General features: G+C 67.2%; 11 protein-coding genes. 4 read left to right on the top strand and 7 right to left on the bottom strand.

Annotated elements, in window-relative coordinates; genetic code table 11:
• Positions 1 to 41 precede the first annotated feature (41 nt).
• The 3 genes from IT361_06690 to IT361_06680 all read right to left on the bottom strand — a co-directional run bounded on the left by IT361_06690 (position 42) and on the right by IT361_06680 (position 3,613).
• A complete protein-coding gene (locus tag IT361_06690) occupies positions 42 to 713 on the bottom strand; it encodes an alpha/beta hydrolase (protein MCC6317366.1) in 672 nt (223 codons plus the stop codon).
• Positions 714 to 716: 3 nt separating this feature from the next.
• Positions 717 to 1,889 carry a bifunctional glutamate N-acetyltransferase/amino-acid acetyltransferase ArgJ gene (argJ, locus tag IT361_06685; GenBank protein MCC6317365.1) on the bottom strand — a complete coding sequence of 391 codons (1,173 nt, stop codon included), beginning with the start codon at positions 1,887 to 1,889 and terminating at the stop codon, positions 717 to 719.
• A gap of 83 nt (positions 1,890 to 1,972) precedes the next feature.
• The gene (locus tag IT361_06680; protein ID MCC6317364.1) at positions 1,973 to 3,613 is read right to left on the bottom strand and encodes a DEAD/DEAH box helicase; all 1,641 of its coding nucleotides are present in this window, start codon (positions 3,611 to 3,613) and stop codon (positions 1,973 to 1,975) included.
• Positions 3,614 to 4,248: 635 nt separating this feature from the next.
• Between IT361_06680 and IT361_06675 the strand changes: the two genes are divergently transcribed.
• From IT361_06675 to IT361_06665, 3 genes are all read left to right on the top strand, one after another.
• Positions 4,249 to 4,677 carry a hypothetical protein gene (locus tag IT361_06675; protein MCC6317363.1) on the top strand — a complete coding sequence of 143 codons (429 nt, stop codon included), beginning with the start codon at positions 4,249 to 4,251 and terminating at the stop codon, positions 4,675 to 4,677.
• Between the two features lie 90 nt (positions 4,678 to 4,767).
• Positions 4,768 to 8,058 carry a SusC/RagA family TonB-linked outer membrane protein gene (locus IT361_06670; protein MCC6317362.1) on the top strand — a complete coding sequence of 1,097 codons (3,291 nt, stop codon included), beginning with the start codon at positions 4,768 to 4,770 and terminating at the stop codon, positions 8,056 to 8,058.
• 16 nt (positions 8,059 to 8,074) lie between these two features.
• Positions 8,075 to 9,445 carry a hypothetical protein gene (locus tag IT361_06665; GenBank protein ID MCC6317361.1) on the top strand — a complete coding sequence of 457 codons (1,371 nt, stop codon included), beginning with the start codon at positions 8,075 to 8,077 and terminating at the stop codon, positions 9,443 to 9,445.
• Between the two features lie 248 nt (positions 9,446 to 9,693).
• On the opposite strand, the gene IT361_06660 is transcribed toward IT361_06665, so the two are convergent.
• The 3 genes from IT361_06660 to IT361_06650 all read right to left on the bottom strand — a co-directional run bounded on the left by IT361_06660 (position 9,694) and on the right by IT361_06650 (position 15,529).
• A complete protein-coding gene (locus tag IT361_06660; protein ID MCC6317360.1) occupies positions 9,694 to 12,402 on the bottom strand; it encodes a prolyl oligopeptidase family serine peptidase in 2,709 nt (902 codons plus the stop codon).
• Positions 12,403 to 12,549: 147 nt separating this feature from the next.
• A complete protein-coding gene (locus tag IT361_06655) occupies positions 12,550 to 14,043 on the bottom strand; it encodes an oligosaccharide flippase family protein (protein ID MCC6317359.1) in 1,494 nt (497 codons plus the stop codon).
• Between the two features lie 76 nt (positions 14,044 to 14,119).
• Positions 14,120 to 15,529, bottom strand: coding sequence for a M20/M25/M40 family metallo-hydrolase (locus tag IT361_06650; GenBank protein ID MCC6317358.1), 1,410 nt, complete (start codon positions 15,527 to 15,529; stop codon positions 14,120 to 14,122).
• A gap of 166 nt (positions 15,530 to 15,695) precedes the next feature.
• On the opposite strand from IT361_06650, the gene IT361_06645 reads away from it, so the two are divergent.
• Positions 15,696 to 16,991: an MFS transporter gene (locus IT361_06645; protein MCC6317357.1), complete on the top strand. Its 1,296-nt coding sequence runs from the start codon at positions 15,696 to 15,698 to the stop codon at positions 16,989 to 16,991.
• Here IT361_06645 and IT361_06640 read toward each other — a convergent pair whose 3' ends face one another.
• Entirely contained in the window at positions 16,992 to 17,420 is a 429-nt protein-coding gene (locus tag IT361_06640) for an SET domain-containing protein-lysine N-methyltransferase (GenBank protein ID MCC6317356.1), read from the bottom strand. It lies immediately after the preceding gene.
• Between the last annotated feature and the right edge of the window lie 29 nt (positions 17,421 to 17,449).

Raw genomic sequence — 17,449 nt, 5'->3', positions numbered from 1 at the left:
ACGACCTGCCGCCGTGAACACCTCGACGGCCCAGTCGGCGATCAGAGCGCGACCGACCAGAACACCAGCGTATCCAGCAGCTGATCGAGGACCTCGGCGTTCGTGTGGCCGCTCAGCTTCCTGCGGACGTTGAACGAATGGTCACCGTCTGCAGTGAGCACGAGCTTCGCCGAGTCACCGAGCGAGGCAACGAGCGGCTGGAGCAGGTCAAGTCTGGCGAACTCATCGCGGGTGCCCTGCAGGAACAACATCGGCACGTGCACAGCCTTCAGGTGCTCCGCGCGTCCAAGGCCCGGGTTCCCCGGTGGGTGCAATGGAAACCCGAGGAACGCGAGCCCGCGCACACCGGCCATTGGGGCGCGGGACTGCGCTTCCGAGGTCATGCGACCACCGAACGACTTTCCACCCGCAACGAGCGGAGCGCCGGCGACCAGGGCCGCGGCCGTGGCAACGGCGCGGTTCACCGTGTCCACGGCCACGTCCGGCGGGTCTACCCGGGACTTACCGGCCTCCATGTACGGAAACTGGTAGCGCAGGCAACCCGCGCCGCGCGCCACGAGCCCGGCGGCCACCGCATGCAGAAAGGCGTGACGCATGCCTGCGCCCGCACCGTGGGCCATCACGTAGACAAACGACGGCGTGCGCTCTGGCATGTCGAGCAACGCGCTCACGGTTCCGCGTGCGGTCTCGATCGTCAGGGCCCGGCTCGTCATGACTCAGGAGCTGTAGTAGGCCGCATTTTCGTCCACGTAGCCGCGCGTGAGGTCGCACCCGTACGCGGTGGCGCTCGCTGTGCCGACGCCGAGCGTGACCTCCAGGTCCACGACGTCCACGGACAGCGCCTGTCGCACGACGGCGTCGTCAAACACGAGTCGACGGCCACCGCCAACGACCTGATACCCGTTGACCCACGCGTCCGTCGACGCCGGGTCGATCGTGCAATCGAAGCACTTGCCGACGGCCATCAGCAGACGGCCGACATTGGGGTCGGCGCCGTGCACCATCGTCTTGATGAGTGGCGAGTTGTTTATGGCCTTGGCCACGGTGCGCGCGTCCGCCTCCGACGCCGCGCCACGCACATGGACGCGAAGCAGGTGCTGAGCGCCCTCGCCATCGCGGGCCAGCGTCTCCGTCATGCGTGTGCAGCCGGCCAGCAGCGTGTCTGCAAGGGCGCCGACGTCGACGGCCCCGGCGTGACCGTTCGCGAGCATCACGCAGGTGTCCGAGGTGCTGGTGTCCGTATCCACGGACAACATGTTGAACGTCGAGTGCGCGGCCTGCCGCAGCAACCGGTCGAGGTCATGTGCATCGACCCGTGCATCGGTGAAAATGTAGGCCAGCATGGTCGCCATGTTCGGCTCGATCATGCCGGATCCCTTGGCCACCCACGTGATGACGGCGTCGCTGCCGGGAATCGCCGCCGAACAGGCTTTGGGATGCGTGTCGGTTGTCATGATGCCGGTCGCGCCGACGAGCGGATCGACCTGCAGGTCGCCGGCCATGCCGACGATGCCGCGCTCGATCTTCTCGATCGGGAGCGGGACGCCGATCACGCCGGTCGAACTCACGAGCACGCGGTCAGCCGTCGTGCCGACTTCGGCCGCACACGCCGCCGCCATACGCCGCGCGTTGGCCACGCCGGCCTCACCGGTCGCGACGTTGGAGCACTTGCTGTTGGCCACGATCGCGCGCAGCGTGCCGCCACGCATGGTCTCGCGACCGAGAATGATGGGTGCACCGGGGAAGTGATTGCGGGTGAAGATGGCCGCTGCCGCCGCATCGACGTCGCTGGCGAACAAGGCGAGATCGGGCGCGCTCGGCTTGAGGCCTACGTTGCGACTCGCGCAACGAAAGCCGCGCGGAAAGCGGGGCACTTCGTGGAACGGCACGGGCGGAGGTGGCAGGAGTGTAGGAGCGCAAACGGGTGAGCGGGTACGCGTCGAGCGGGTGTGCGGGTGCAGCGGGTGCGCGGTTAGCGCTTCGTGTCGCGGCGAACAGTGAGCTTCTTGCCCTTGATGCCTGCCCGTTCCAGCGCCTCGATCACGAGAGTCGCGGAATCGGCTGGTACGTCGATGAGCGAATGTCGGTCGAGGATCACGATACTGCCCAGGCTCTTTGCATCGAGGTGGGTATGCGTGACAATGGCGCCGACGATGTCACCGGGCCGGATCTTGAGCTTGCGACCACCACCAATGAAGAGCCGCTCGCGCGGCCCGGCTACCTCGCGTCGTGCGGACTTGCGCGCCACGGGCGCGTCCAACGGAACGTCATCGCCGCTGTCGACGTCGTCCTGGGCCATCAGCTGACGCACGGCCGCGGCGGCCACGTCCATGATGTCGTACTCTCCGGCCAGGGTCTCCACCACCACGCGCACGGAGTCCAGGTTGCCCGCATCGAGTGTCTCGCGGAGGCTCGCCTGGATCGTCTCGAGTCGGCGCGCGCGCATGTCGGCGAGGCTGGGTACGGGCTTGACCGTGATCCGTGTGCGCGTCTCCGCCTCGATCGTGCGCAGCTGTCGATGCTCACGCGGCTCCGCAAAGGTGATCGCCACGCCTTCGCGGCCGGCCCGGCCCGTGCGCCCGATGCGGTGCACATAGCTCTCGGCGGCGGCCGGCACGTCGTAGTTGATGACGTGGCTCACGTGTTTGACGTCGAGTCCGCGCGCGGCCACGTCGGTGGCGATGAGCAGCTCGATCCCTCGACTTCGGAACGCCGCCATCACCCGGTCCCGCTGTTGCTGCGTGTGTCCGCCATGCAGCGACGATGCGCGCAGCCCCCTGGCCGTGAGCTTCTCGGTGAGCTCATCGACCTCGGTACGCGTACGACAGAAGATCATCGCCGACGTCGGTTGCTCCACGTCGAGCACGCGGCCCAGAGCCGCGATCTTGTGGGCGCGGGCGACGATGTAGGCCTCCTGCCTGACGCGCGGCGTGTCGCTCGCAGCGCGTGGCGCGTGGGCGATGGTGATGCGGACGGGATCGCGCAGGTAGCGGCTCGCGATGGCCACCACGCGTGGAGCCAGCGTCGCTGAAAAGAGTACCGTCTGTCGCTCCACCGGAGTGGCGGACAGGATGGCCTCGAGATCCTCGGCGAAGCCCATGTCCATCATCTCGTCGGCTTCGTCGAGGACCACCGTGCCTAGCGCGTCCAGGCGCAGCGACTTGCGCTGCAGGTGGTCGAGGGCCCGGCCCGGCGTCGCGACGACCACATCGACGCCCCGCCGGAGCGCGCGCAGCTGGCCATCCATCGACGCGCCACCGTAGATCGGCAGCGCGGTGATCCCGAGCGCACGGCCGTAGCGGTGCACGGCCTCGGCGACCTGCATGGCCAGCTCGCGCGTGGGCACGAGGATCAGGGCGCCGGGGGCGCCTCGCTTCCGCGTCGTGGTCGCGAGTCGTTGCAGGAGCGGCAGGGCAAACGCCGCCGTCTTGCCGGTGCCGGTGGCGGCCTGACCGATCAGGTCACGACCCGCGAGCAGCACGGGAATCGCGACGGCCTGGATTTCGGTGGGCTCTTCGTAGCCGAGGCCGGCCAGCGCCTCGACCAGACGCTGGTCGAGACCGAGGTCAATGAAGGCGGGTGCGGCAGGCGCTCGATTCGCAGGTGGCTCCATTCCCCAACCTAAGCCCCCACGGAACACCCCGCTTGGCCGGTGGGCGTTCCGCGTGGGGAGGACCGGTTCACAACGTTTCCGGTCCAGCCTCCGCAGGACGGATTCTCCACACGTTCGCTCCGCGGCGCGGGGCCGTAACCGAGTGCACGGGTGTTGTTCACGTCGCCAGAGGATCCGCCGAATCCGGACGTGCGGCGGAGCGAAGTGTCAGGTGGTGTCATGCCGGACGGGTCTGAGGCAATCTGCGTCTGAATGGCTGCCCGTTGCACGATCTGCCACGGCCTGAACGACGGCGATGGGGCGCCGGGGCCTAACGCGGACCTCAGAGTCGGAGAATCCTTTACGTCGATCCCCGGCTACACCGAAAGGAATTGTATGCGAACCACAACGACTACTCGCACTCACACGTAGTCCTCTTGCTCGTCAGCGGCAGAGGTCGCACGCACGTCGGTCGGTTCACGAGAGGAAATTGCTTGCGATCACGTTCGAAGGACCGGAGAAGCGCGAGGACAGCACCAGATGCGACGTGCTTCCCTGTTGCGACACGATCGACGGATGCGCGTTATCGATATCAATGGACGTGGTCGGTTCGGAACAGGGCGCGTAGCCAGCGGAAAGCCGCTGGGACTCTGCTCGTGCTCCTGATGTCCGCTGGGTGCTATCGCTATGTCCCCGTGGCTGGTCGCGTTCCTGATGCGGGGGCCGACGTGCGCGTTCGGCTTACGCCCGAAGGCGGCATGGCCATGAACAGGCCGCTTGGCGCGGCGATGGCATCGCTCGAGGGTGGTGTACTCGACGCCACGGCCGATTCGCTCGTGTTGCGCGTGAGAACGTCGACCACCGCTTTCACGGCGCAGACGATCCGCTGGGTGGGTGAGCGGATCGCGGTACCCAGCGCAGCCGTCGCGTTCGTGGAGCGCCGACGCATCGATCGTCGCCGTACGATGCTGACGGTGGGTTCGGTCGCCGTTGCCACCATCGTCGCCTTCATCGGCGTTCGCGCCACTCAGGGAGTGGCGGGAGGCGATGCACCCGGTGGTGGAGGAACCCCGCCCCCACCGTGATCGCCGTGACCCAGAGCAGTTCGTTCCCGGTTCGTCCGCTCGTCGCGGCGAACCACCGTCGTTCCCCCCCCATCCCCGAGGGATTTCTGCATGATCCCGAGAACAGTCAGACGGACCGTACGATTCGCTCTGGCCGGAGCCGCCCTGGCTCTGGTCAGCACCGCACAACCAGCCCGCGGTCAGGCAGCACCGACCGCCAGCGGCGGCACGATCGAAGGCATCGTTCGCGACGCCGGAACGCAGCAGCCGCTCTCGAGCGCGCAAGTCTTTGTGGTAGGGACGGGCATCGGGGTCAGTACCGGCGCGGCGGGGACCTTTCGACTCATCAACGTTCCGGTCGGCACGGTCGAGGTGCGCGTACGACTCATCGGCTATGCGCAGTCCACCCGGAGCGTCCCCGTCGCGCTGGGGGCAACGGCACGGGTGGAGTTTGAGCTGCAGCAGTCGGCGTTGCAGCTCGAGGCCGTCGTCACCACCGGTACGGGCACGGCGGTAGAGACGAAGAAGCTGGGAAACACGGTGGGCAGCGTGGACCTGGCCGAGCTCAGGAGTGCGCCAATCCAGTCACCCACTGAAGCACTTGCCGCGCGCGTGCCTGGGGTCTCCGTCCTCCCCTCCAGCGGCATGACCGGTGCCGGCGGGCGCATCCGGATCCGCGGGAATGCGTCGCTGTCACAGTCCAACAATCCCATCATCTATATCGATGGGATCCGCATGGACAACGGTGGATCGGGAGCGGGCGCGGGCGATCGCACGTCGCGTCTCGACGACATCGACCCCACCTCCATCGAACGCATCGAAGTGCTCAAGGGAGCGGCGGCGGCCACGCTGTACGGAACCGAGGCGTCCAACGGCGTCATCCAGATCTTCACGAAGAAGGGGAGCCAGGGGGAGGCCCGGTGGAGCTTCGACTACGAGCGGTCTTCCATCGCGTATCCCGACCGCGTGGCACCCAACGCCGGCTTTGCCACCACACAGACGCAGGCCGACCTGCTGAGCAAGCTCTATAGCCAGACCATCACCCCATTCGTCCCGTTCAGCTACAACGTGACGAAGCAGCTGTTCGAAACGGGATACGGGAACGTCTTCAGCGGCGCGGTGACCGGCGGTACGGACCGCATGACGTACTACGTGGGGGCACGGCACCAGTTCGAGGATGGCCCGTTCACGTCCAGCAAGCTGGGCGGAGGAGACCAGACCGACGTCGCCCGCCGCGACCAGGCGACGCTCAACCTCAACATCTTCCCGCGCGAGAAGATCAACATCGGCTTCCAGTCGCGATACTCGCTCCTGCATAACGAGCTGGTCTCCGGGGGGAACAACATCTACTCGCCGTACTCACAGGCCATGTACGCACGCCCTGATCAGGGCTACTGCCTGGACGACAACGGCGTCAAGTCGCTGGACGCCATTGCCGGCAACGGTCGCTGCAAGCGGATGGGGAACCCGTTCGGCAACACGCTCAGCACCACCGTGCGTGAGGCGTTGCAGCAGGAGATCTTCCAGGACGGGACGCACTACACGGGCGCAGTGACGGCCCGCTATGCGCCGAGCGCCGAGTTCAGCCTCGACGCCACGCTCGGCCTCGACAACACGTCGATGCGCGGCGTGAGTTTCCTCCCGTTCGGCAACGCGGTCGACCGATTCTCCATCAACGCGCCGGACGGATCGCGCAGCGTGGACGATCTCTGGCAGCGCAACTACACGATGGACGTGAAGTCGAGCTGGGATCGGCGGTTTGGGTCGGCCATCCAGTCGACGCTGGTGGTGGGCGGGCAGGGCTTCATCACCGATCAACGGAACGAAGGCGGTTCGAACCGCAACTTCCCCGGCCCCGGTCTGGAAGTGGTGGGAGCAGGAAATACGCCGAGCGTGTACGAGGGGCTCGTGAAGGTGGTGAATGCCGGGTACTTCGTGCAGGAGCAGGTGGGCCTGAACGACTGGATCTTCGGAACGGTCGGAGCCCGGTACGACTACAACAGCGCCTTCGGCGAGAGCGCGGGTGGCGTGCTGTATCCCAAAGCCAGCATTTCGATCGTGCCGTCCGACCGTCAGTCGTGGACGTGGGGAGCGTTGTCGACCCTGCGCCTTCGCGCGGCGGTCGGTCGTTCGGGTCGTCAGCCGGGAGCCTTCGACAAGTTCACCACGTATCGCCCACTCGCGGCATCGACCGGCGGTGGTCTCATGCCGGACAACCTGGGCAATCCGGACCTCAAGCCTGAGGTGTCGACGGAGATCGAAGCGGGGGCCGAGGCCGGCTTCCTGAACGACCGCGTGAGCCTCACACTGACCAACTGGCAGCGCAAGGTCACCGACGCCCTGGTGCAGAAGCAGTTCCCGCTGTCCGGCGGCTTCACGGCCCGGCAGCTGGCCAACATCGGTGAGCTCAAGGCAAGCGGGTGGGAGCTGGGCGTGACGGGCTACGTGGTCAACAAGCCCAACCTGTCCATCGACCTGTTCGCCAACGGCTCGTACCTCCACCAGAACGTGGTGAGCCTGGGCGGGGCACCCCCGATCAAGATCCAGGGGTCGTACGTCCGCATTCGCGGATTCATTCGCGAAGGCTATGCGCCGGGCGCGTTGTTCGGAGCCAAGATCATGGCGCCGTGCACCAGCTACTCAAATCCCGCGGCGCAGGCCATGGGTGGATGTCTCAAGCCGGGCGAGACGCCGTTCACGTTAGGCACCACCGGGCGCCCGGCCACCGAAGCCGAACTGCTGGCCGCGCTGGCCAACCCCATCAACCCCACCAACCTCCGGCTCCTGCGCGCCGACGACGACGGCAACGGCGACTTCCTGGATCACTATCAGGGAAAGCCGATGCCCGACTGGCAGGGAGCATTTGGCGGCAGCGTCCGCGTGGCCAAGCGCTGGAAGCTGTCGACGCTGTTCGAGTACAAGACCGGGAACTTCACGGTCACCAATCTCACCGATGCCTTCCGCAACTCCAGTCCGTCTCTGGGGCGCAACAAGATGGAAGCCTCGAAGGTGACGGCCACGCTGCTCAACCCGGCCTCCACCGCGCAGGAGCGCTACGACGCTGCGCAGAAGTGGCTGGGGCTGGTGGCGCTCTCGCCGTACGACGGCGTGAACCAGAACGATCGCGGCGACTTTGTGCGGTGGCGTGAGCTCAGCCTGAGCTTCACGGCGCCAAACAGCCTGGCCTCGCGCATCGGCGCCAGCGAGATGTCGCTGATGTTTGCCGCTCGAAACCTGCTGCTCTGGACGCGCTACCCGGGCACCGACCCGGAGATCAACGTTGCGGGGGTCTCCAACAGCCTCTCGTCCAACCAGATCGACAACAACTTCTACGACTCGAGCGACACGTTCGCGCTGCCCATTCCGCGTCGCTTCACGCTCACACTCCGACTCGGCTTCTAAAGGAGCATCGACGATCATGAATATCCGACACACCGATCCGATGCGTGCGCGCCGGAAGGCGCGCGCCGTGGCGCTGGTGGCCACGCTGCTCGCCGCAGGAGCGACGAGCGCGTGCGGCAGCCTGCTGGAAGTGGAGAATCCCAACAACGTCAATGCCGAAGCGCTTGCCGTGCCGGCCTCCGCCACTGCACAGGTCAACGGTGCGCTGGCAGCGCTTACGCGCGGTGCCGCGCAAGTGGTGGGGCACGCGGAAATCGCCAGCGACAACATCATCTGGAGCGGTTCGCTGGACGGCGTTGACCGACTCAACCGCGGGGAACTGCGCGACCCCTACAACGAGTTCCTGGAGGATGCGTTCAACGGGATGACGCCGGCGCGCTTCATGTCGGCGCGTACCATCACGCAACTCGAGCAGTTCAGGAAGGACGGGACGCTCGCCGATCCGACGCAACTCGCGCTGGCCAACCTGTATGCCGCCATCACGTACGATCTCCTGGCCAACAACTTCGACAACTTCGTGATTGCGTCGAGCCAGCGTGAAGCGGGCGACGCGGTGGGGCCGGACAAGATGGTCACGCTGTATGACTCGGCGGAGACCGCGTTGACGCGTGCGCTGGCCTCGGTGCCATCGGCCAACACGGTGCTGAAGGGTCAGGTGCTGGCCATGCGCGCCCGAGCCAAGTTCGACCGTGCGGTGTGGCTCAAGCTGAATCCGTCGGGCAAGACACCCGCGCAGCCGCTGGTGGACGTGCAGGGTGCAGCCGACGATGCCATCGCCGCACTGCCCCTCATCGGCAGTGATTACCGCTTCAAGCTGGAAGTGCAGAGCGGGATGGGATGGGGGAACTGCTTCTTCCCCTCGTGCGTGAACTCCCGGCGTGAAGTGATCTTCAACCCGGCGCTTGCCACGTACAACTACACCACCAAGGTGATGACCGTCGCGCTGAAGGATCCCATCACCGGGCAGGCCGACCCGGTGGTCGCGGCGCTGCTCACAGAGTTCGTGAACGGAAGCACGTTGTCGCCGGTGACGGTGACCGGCTCGCGCGACATGCTGCTGATCGCCGCCGAGGTTGCATTGGCGAAGGGGAACAGCGGTGAGTTCAGCGCGCGGATCAACCAGCTGCGTGCGCTCAATGCCCTGCCGTCGTGGACCGGCGGCGCTGGGCAGCCCACGGCGATCGACATACTGGTGCATTCACGTCGGGTGAACACCATCATGCAGGGACGGCGCCTGAACGACATGTTCCGTTTCGGGATCAGCGATCCCGATTGGACCTCCACATCCGACGCCAAGGTATGCCCCGGATCGCTGTTTCCGATCACAAACGGTGAGCGACTGGCGAACGCCAAGGTGAGCACCGTGCAGCCAGGGTGCGGGCAGTAGGAGACCCGAGATACGGGAAGTGGCGGGGGCGGCACCGGAAGGTGCCGCCCCCGTCGCCGTCTGAAGGGTATCTCAATCCTTGTCGCATCTGTGGACGCCACCAGGCACGCGCCGACCATCGCGTCGACCAACGCCACCGGTGGTGCAGCCGCCGGAGCGTGATGCGTTCGGGCAGCGGACGCATCACGTCCCCACGGACGATCCGCGATGCACACCGGGCAAGACGTTGATGTGCTATGTCGGTGGCCTCATCGCTCGGCCCCGGCCGCCGCCCGCTGCCACGCGACACCGCTTCGGATCCACGCCGGCGCCGGCTCACCCTTGAGCCAATGGCCGAACCACTCGAGGATGCGCCGGTGGTAGTCCACCTGGTTCTCCTTCTTTCGCAGACCGTGATCCTCGCCGGGATAGACGAGCATCACGAAGTCCTCCTTGCCGGCGCGGCGCGCGAAGTTGTAGAACTCGACGCCCTGATGCCAATCGACGGTGCCATCCGCGTCGCCAAACATCATGAGCATCGGGCGCTGCAGCTTGTCCACGAACGCGGCGGGCGAGTTGCGCACGTGGCCCTCGAAGTCCTCCCACGGCGCCTTGCCCATGCGCGCCTGCCCCGTCTCCCAGTGATCCAGCTCCGGCATGCCCGGCGTCCAGTGAAACGCGCCCGGGAACGAGAGAAAGTTGGTGATCGCCGCGCCGGCGATCGATGTCGCGAACAGATTGGTCTGCGTGGGCGCGTACGCCGCTTCGTAGCCGCCCCACGAATGCCCTACCAGTCCGATGCGGGCTGAGTCCACCACACCCATGGCGATCACCGCGCGGACCGCCGGAATCACGCACTCGAGGTACGAGCGACCGGGATCGCCGGCGCGGAACACGACGTCGGGCGTGAAGACAAAGTAGCCGCGGCTCGTCCACACCGTGCGGTTGTAGTACGAGCGCTCCGAAGGCGGCACATAGTTGTGGATCGCACCGCTCATGAGCTCGTACGTGTTCACGATCATCGGGTACTTCCGCGACGGGTCGTGGTTGGCCGGGTAATACAGCACCCCCTGCAGCACGCGCCCCGAGTCACTCCTGAACTCCACCAGCTCGGCGCGTCCCCACGCGTAGTCGGCCTGGAACGGATCGAGATCGCTCACGCGGCGCGCCGCGCCCGCGGGACCCGGTGTCGCTACATACCAGTTGGGCGGTTCGTCGAACCGCTCGCGCACCCACGCCACGGTCGCCGCACTATCGGCTCGGAGCAAGCGTGAGAATGCCGCCGCGCCACTCGCAACGAGCTGAACGCCCTGCCCTGGAACGAGACGCGCAATGCCGTTCTCCTTGCTCCACTCACCGGCAACCTGCAGGTAGACGGGGCGCGCGAGGTCCAGCGGGCCACGCTGGTCGAACGGTTCCGTACGAAGCACGCGATGCACCCGGCGCTCTGCCGCACCACTCGTCAGGCGCTCGGCACGCGAGCCGTCCGCGGCCAGCCGCCAGACGTCGTAGCGATCGTAGGCGATGAACCAGCGGCTGTCGGACGACCAGCCCGCGTTGCCCCAGGGTCCGCGCTCCGGCACCGGATGGTCGTCTTCGGTATCCGTGAAACCGCTGCCCGCCGGTGTGGTGGCCGCCTGGGTGGCGCCGGTGACCAGGTCCGTGAACCGCCACTGCCCTGAGCTGAACCAGGCCACGCGGCGCCCATCGGGACTGGGCAGCGCCCCAAACCGCGTTCCGCTGAGCACACGCTTCCGCTGCCCGCTGGCCAGGTCGACCACATCGATGTCGCGCTGCGGCCGACCAAACATCTGGCCAAAGGCGTATCGCTCCGCGTTGGTCTCCAGGGCGACGTTGCCGGTGTCCGCGACGGTGACTTGCTCGGCGAGCGCACTGCCGATCTGCACCACCCGATCGTCGTCGAGCCACCAGACTGAATAGAAGGTGCGTCGCAGATCCGCCTGCTCCTGCACCTTCTGCATCGGGATGGGACGCACGTCTCGCGCGTGCCAGACCTGCACGTCCGAGGCCTTCTCGCGCGGCGATGCCGTGTCGGCCGTGACGAGGCGTGGCCGAAGGCCGATCGCGAGTCCTCGGCCGTCGCGGCGCCACTCGGGTTTGCGCTGCTCGGCGACGCGCAACGTCGCCAGCACCCCACGACCGCCCGCCGGATCGAGGGTGAAGCGACGTTCGCTGGCAGATCCCACGCCGCGCCAGGCGAGGACGACGTTCGTGCTGTCACGGTAGCCGTTGGTGGGCTGGGAGCGCAGCACCGCCAGGTCCATCGCGCCCCGTCGCCACGCCAGGCCGCGGTACCGATCGGTGGACGAGGCCAGCGTCCGCAAACGTCCGTTGCCAGCGTCCAGCAGCTGCACGCCGTTGCCGGCCTGCCCGTCGGTCTCCAGCGCAAGAGCGAGCTGGGCCCCCCGATCGGACCACGCATAGCTCGCCACGTTGCCGATCGTTTGGCTCGTACCGGCGGCCAGGTCACGCACGAGCAGATCTGCCGCGTCGCGCTTCGCCGCGTCGGTCGGCACCAATCGCACCGCGAGATGGCGTCCGTCGGCGCTGAACCGATGGGACGATGACTGGGCCAGCGCGTGGCGCGCGAGCGTTCCGAGCTCGAGCAGACCCGTGGACGTGCGCACCGGTTTCCGGTCGCGTTCGAGCCGTTCCCGTTCCGCCGGCGTTGGCGACACGGTGTATGCCAGCCACCGCGAGTCGGCGTTGAACACCGGCGCCGACGCGTTGGCGATGACGAGGGTGGAGTCGCGGTCGAGCCGACGCACACGCACCTCCACCTGTTCGTCCACACGCTGCACGGTGTACGCAATCCACCGACCGTCCGGAGAGAGCGACGCCGGGCCCGGGGTCTCCCACTTGCCGTAGTCGGCGGGAGCAATGGCGGGACGGGACTGTGCAGCAGCAGGCGCGGCGAGCGCGCAACTGAACCACGTCACGGCGAGGAGACGGCGCATGGAACGACGGTGTGGGTGGACGAACGCTTGCCGCTGGAACGTGGCGCCGTGCACAGGCGCCGGGAAGCGTGCGTGAGGCGATCCCTGACCGCGGCCCGCGCCGGCGCGTCTCAGGCCGTGTTGAGATCCTCGCGAGCGATTCGACGATCAGGTCGCGCGCGCAGAGGGTCGGAGTCCGCGAAGCATCCCTCGACCGCCGGGGATGAGGAGCCAGAGCACGACGTACGTTGCCAGAAAGACGAATCCGCGCTCCACCAGTCCAACCAGGCGCCCGCTCGAGGGCAACGAGGGATCGAGCAGACGCAGCGCAGCGACGCCCCCAACAGCTGCCAGCATTGGCACCGTCCACGTCGCCAGCAACGGACGCACGCGCAGGCTCGTTGTCGCCAGCAGGTAGAACACGCCGGGAATCGACGTGAGCAGGTTGGCGACGGCGAACCCCACCGCCACGCCGAAGGGACCCCATCGCGCCCCCACGAGAATGCCGGCGAGAAATACGGGTGTGATGATCACCGTCCAGCGGAACTGACGCGTGGTCTGCCCGGTGGAGAGCGAGACCCAATACGCCAGGCGCCCGATGCTGCCGACCGCGGTGGCGACGGCGATCGCGCGCATGGCCGGCGCCGCGGGCACCCACTGCGCCCCAAACAGGAACAGCAGCACGCCATCCGCCTCGGCGAACAAGAAGCCCAGGATGGGCAGCGAGATCGCGAGGACGGGCAGGAAGGCGTTGCGCACCTGTGTGGCCTGAGCCTCGGCATCGCGGCGCACGGCGCTCAACGTGGCGATCGCAACCTCTGAGAGCGGCGTGTACACCTCCACGAACGCGAACTGTCCCCAGCGCCTGGCAAAGTCGTAGAGGCCAAGCGGCGCGGCGCCGCCCATCACACCCACCGCGATGCGGTCGGCCTGTTCACTCATCCATCCCATGAATCGTGCACCGGCGAAGCCGCGCCAATAGGCCCGCAATTCGGCCGACGCCGCGTGTCGTTCGGGCCCGAGGCGCACCGGCGAGAGCGGGCGCCACGGGAGAAGGCGCCAGACGATCGCGACACGCACAAACTCCACCACCGCCATCTGCAGGATGATCGCCCAGTGACGCGCACCGAGCCGCGCGGCCACCACCGCCACACCGATCGAAAGGACGAGCCCCGTGAGATGCGCACCGAGCACCGCACCAAAGCGGAACTGCCGCTTGAGCAGTGCTTCATGGATCGCCGAAAGCGTGGCGCCGAGTGTGATGGCGGCCCACGCGATGGTAACGGGCAACACGCGCGGCTCGCGGTTGATCGCCATGAGCAGGACGCCACTCGCCGCCATGCCCGCGCACAGCAGGGCGTTCCATCGCAGGGAGGCCCAGAAGAGTGCGCTCGCCTGCACGTCGTCCAGCGACTCGTGCTGGATGATCGCGCTCTGCAGTCCGCTGTTGGCGATCCCCTGGACGAGGAGGGCGACCGGAAACACCATGGCCTGTACACCGAAGTCCTCGGGAGAGAGGAGTCGGGCCAGGAGGATGGCGAGGCCGAACTGCAGGACCAGCTGCGCGGCTCGCCCTACGACGACCACCACACCGGACCGCGCGGACTTCGATCCCGACCCGGTGGCCGGATCGCGCGTGAAAGGCGGAGTGAAGGACGTCACGAGTGAGGAACGTGGTCAGGAGGGCGCGTGAATGATACCCGGTCCGGTCCCGCGCTCGGCACGCGCCAGCACCAACCTATTGCACGACCTTCACCGTCGACGACACGCCCTTGACGAGTCGGTACATGAACTCGAGGCCGTCGTAGAACCCTTTCACCGGGATCCGCTCGTTCATGCCGTGCGAAAACGTCTCGCCGTAGAACAGGCCCGAGACGCCGTAGGTGGGGATCCGGGACGAGCGCAGGTACACGCCATCGGTCGCGCCGGTGCTCATGGTGGGAATCACCGGGATCCCGGGCCACATCTCCCTGGTGACGCGCTCGATCTCGGACATCAGGTCCTTCGTGAGTGGCGACGGCGGCGAGTTCCGCGCCTCGCCCTCCATGGTCACCTTTACCTTGTCGGTGGCGATCGCGCGTTCGAGCGCGGCCTTCACGTCCTGCGGTGACTCGTCAGGCAGGATGCGGCAATTCACGTGTCCGCGCGCCCGCTGCGGCAGCGCGTTCGGGGCGTGGCCGCCGTCCAGCATCGTCGCCACACAGGTCGTGCGCATCTGCGAGTTGTAGCGCGGGTCGCGCGAGACCCGGGCAACCGCGGCCGCATTTCCGGGGTTGGCCACCACCGCGCGCATCGCGGAACCCAGCTCCGGATCCACCGTCTGCGACAGGCGCGAGAAATACGCCCGCGTCACCTCGTTGAGGTGCACGGGAAAGTCGAACTCGCCGACCTTGACCAGGGCCTTCGAGAGTTCGGTGATCGCGTTGTCCCGCACCGGCACGGAGCTGTGCCCGCCCGGGTTGGTCGCCTCGAGCGTGAACATCTGGTACTTCTTTTCGCTCGCCTGCACGTCGTGCGACACATACTTACCGGCCGGCCCGACGCGGCCGCCTCCGCCCTCGTTGAAGGCGTACTCCACGTCGAACAGGTCCGGACGATTCTTCAGGATGTGGTCCACCCCGTTGGCGGGCCCGCCTTCTTCGTCCGTGGTGAGCGCGACGACGATGTCGCGGTCGGGCACGAATCCCTCCCGCTTGAGGCGGATCAGGTTGGTGAGGCCGATCGCACCCTCGTCCTTGTCGTCGGCGACGCCGCGCCCGTAGAACGTGCCGTCCTTTTCGATGAACTCGAATGGCGGGAGCGTCCAGTCTTCGGGCCGCGCTTCCACGACATCGATATGCGAGAGGAGGAGGATCGGCTTCTTGCCCGAGGCCCGACCGCGCAGTCGCGCGACGAGATTGCCCTTCTTCGGCGCGTTTTCGATCACGACGACGTCGGAGTCCGGAAAGCCGTGCGCCTTGAGCCGCGCCGCCATGGCCTGCGCGGCGGCGAGTGTACTCCCGGTGCTGCCTTGCGTGTTGATCTCGACGAGTTCCTCGAAGATCGACCGGGCAAGGGAGTCCCATGCCGTGCGCGCGCCTTCCTGAGCGGTGACCACGGAAGGCAGGAGCAACGCAGCGAGGCCAGCGACAGCGCGAGAAAGACGCATGGCGAGAGAGGTGAAGGCCCCGCACGCTGCGACGCCGCGACCCTCGTGTCAACCGAGTCCGCGGGTGCGACGGGCGGGTAGTCCCTCCGCGACCCGACCCGTAGGTTGACGGGGCTCCGGAACCCACCCGTCGACCGTGCCCGACTCCGACCGACCGTCCGTCCCCATCGCTCCGGCCACGCCCCTCGAGCGGCTCCTGCAGCGCATCGTTGACGTGCGCCCAGGGGAAGTCCGGGTCATGCTCCTGGCCTGCGCGTACTTCTTCTGCGTGTTGTCCAGCTACTACATCATCCGGCCGCTGCGCGAGCAGGTGGGGGTGGCCGGCGGCGTGCGCAACATCCCGTGGCTGTTCACCGCGACGCTGGTCGCGATGCTGGCCGTGCATCCGCCCTTTGCGGCACTGGTCGCGCGGCTCCCACGCCGACGGTTTATCCCCTGGGCCAACCGCTTCTTCGTCGCCAACCTCGCGATCTTCTTCATCGTGTTCCGCGTCATGCGGCCCGAACACGCCCTCTGGGCCGGCCGCGTCTTCTTTGTGTGGACCGCGGTGTTCAACCTGTTCGTCGTGTCGGTGTTCTGGTCCTTCATGACGGACGTCTTCACCAGCGCGCAGGGCAAGCGACTCTTCGGGTTCATCGGGTTCGGTGGCACGCTGGGCGGCATCGTCGGATCGATCGTCACGGCCTCGCTCGCGCAGGCCCTCGGCCCGATCACCCTGCTGCTCGTATCCATCGCCCTGCTCGAACTGAGCACGCAGTCCGTGCTGGCGCTCGGGCGGCACATGGGAGCCACGGCCGACCGTCGTTCGGGCGACCACGACGCGGTCATCGGCGGTGGCACGCTCGCCGGCGTGTCGCACGTCGTGTCTTCGCCGTACCTCCTGGGGATCTGCACGTACATGGTCCTCTTCACCATCGGGTCCACCACGCTGTATCTGCAGCAGGCGACGTTCGCCGACCGGGCCTACGCAGACGCGGGCGCCCGCACCGCGTTCTTTGCACAGCTCGATCTCGCGGTGAACGTGCTCACCCTGCTGACCCAGGTCTTTCTCACCGGACGCATCGTGAAGCTGCTCGGCGTGGCCATCACGCTGACGCTGCTCCCCGCGCTCTCGGTCATCGGTTTTGCCACGCTCGGCGCGGTGCCAACGATCGCCGTATTCGTCGTCTTCCAGGTGCTCAGGCGCAGCGGCGAGTTTGCCGTGGCGAGGCCGACGCGCGAAGTGCTCTACACCGTGCTCTCCCGCGAAGACAAGTACAAGGCCAAGAACTTCATCGACACCTTTGTGTATCGGCTCGGCGACCAGATCGGTGCCTGGTCGACAGCGGGGCTGGCACGCCTTGGTGTCACGGCCGCGGGTGAGGCGCTCGTGGCGGTCCCGCTCTCGCTCGCGTGGCTCGGTGTCGGACTCTGGCTCGGGCGACAGCAGGAAGCGCGCAGCCGGCAGCGCGAGGATGCTTAGTCAGCGCTTCTTGCCGAGGATCGTCCCCCGACACGCGCGCGATCCGCACTGGCACGGATAGCGGCGCTTGGCCGCGGGCGAGTGGCGCTCGTCGAGGATGTAGGCGTAGTCGTACGCGAGTTCCTCGCCGGGCGCGATGTCGCGCAGGCTCTCGATCCAGATGCGCCCGTCTTCGATCACCGCGTCGCAATTGGGCTCGCAGGAGTGATTGATGAAGCGCGCCTCGTTGCCGCCGACCGCCGCATCGATCACCACGTCGTCATCGATCGCAAACAGGAACGTGTGATGCCGCACGCCGGGCACGTCAGGGTAGCGTGCCTCCGACTCCGCCGGTGTGAGCCGCTCGCCGACGTACTCCACGATCCGCGTTCCGGCGGGAATGACGCGTACGGCAAAGCCACCCGACCCCTGAATGGGCGAGTCACGCACCTCGAAACACGGAATATCCGTTGACAACG

The sequence above is a fragment of the Gemmatimonadaceae bacterium genome, assembly GCA_020846935.1.
In the GTDB taxonomy this organism is placed as follows: Bacteria; Gemmatimonadota; Gemmatimonadetes; order Gemmatimonadales; family Gemmatimonadaceae; genus RBC101.
Note: the sequence above shows the minus strand (reverse complement) of the source record. Positions and strands in the feature narration are given on the sequence as shown.

Bases quoted from the DNA above. Each gene is read 5' to 3' on its own strand.
- IT361_06690 (MCC6317366.1), bottom strand. From the start codon at position 713: ATGACGAGCCGGGCCCTGACGATCGAGACCGCACGCGGAACCGTGAGC.
- IT361_06680 (MCC6317364.1), bottom strand. From the start codon at position 3,613: ATGGAGCCACCTGCGAATCGAGCGCCTGCCGCACCCGCCTTCATTGAC.
- IT361_06670 (MCC6317362.1), top strand. From the start codon at position 4,768: ATGATCCCGAGAACAGTCAGACGGACCGTACGATTCGCTCTGGCCGGA.
- IT361_06665 (MCC6317361.1), top strand. From the start codon at position 8,075: ATGAATATCCGACACACCGATCCGATGCGTGCGCGCCGGAAGGCGCGC.
- IT361_06660 (MCC6317360.1), bottom strand. From the start codon at position 12,402: ATGCGCCGTCTCCTCGCCGTGACGTGGTTCAGTTGCGCGCTCGCCGCG.
- IT361_06650 (MCC6317358.1), bottom strand. From the start codon at position 15,529: ATGCGTCTTTCTCGCGCTGTCGCTGGCCTCGCTGCGTTGCTCCTGCCT.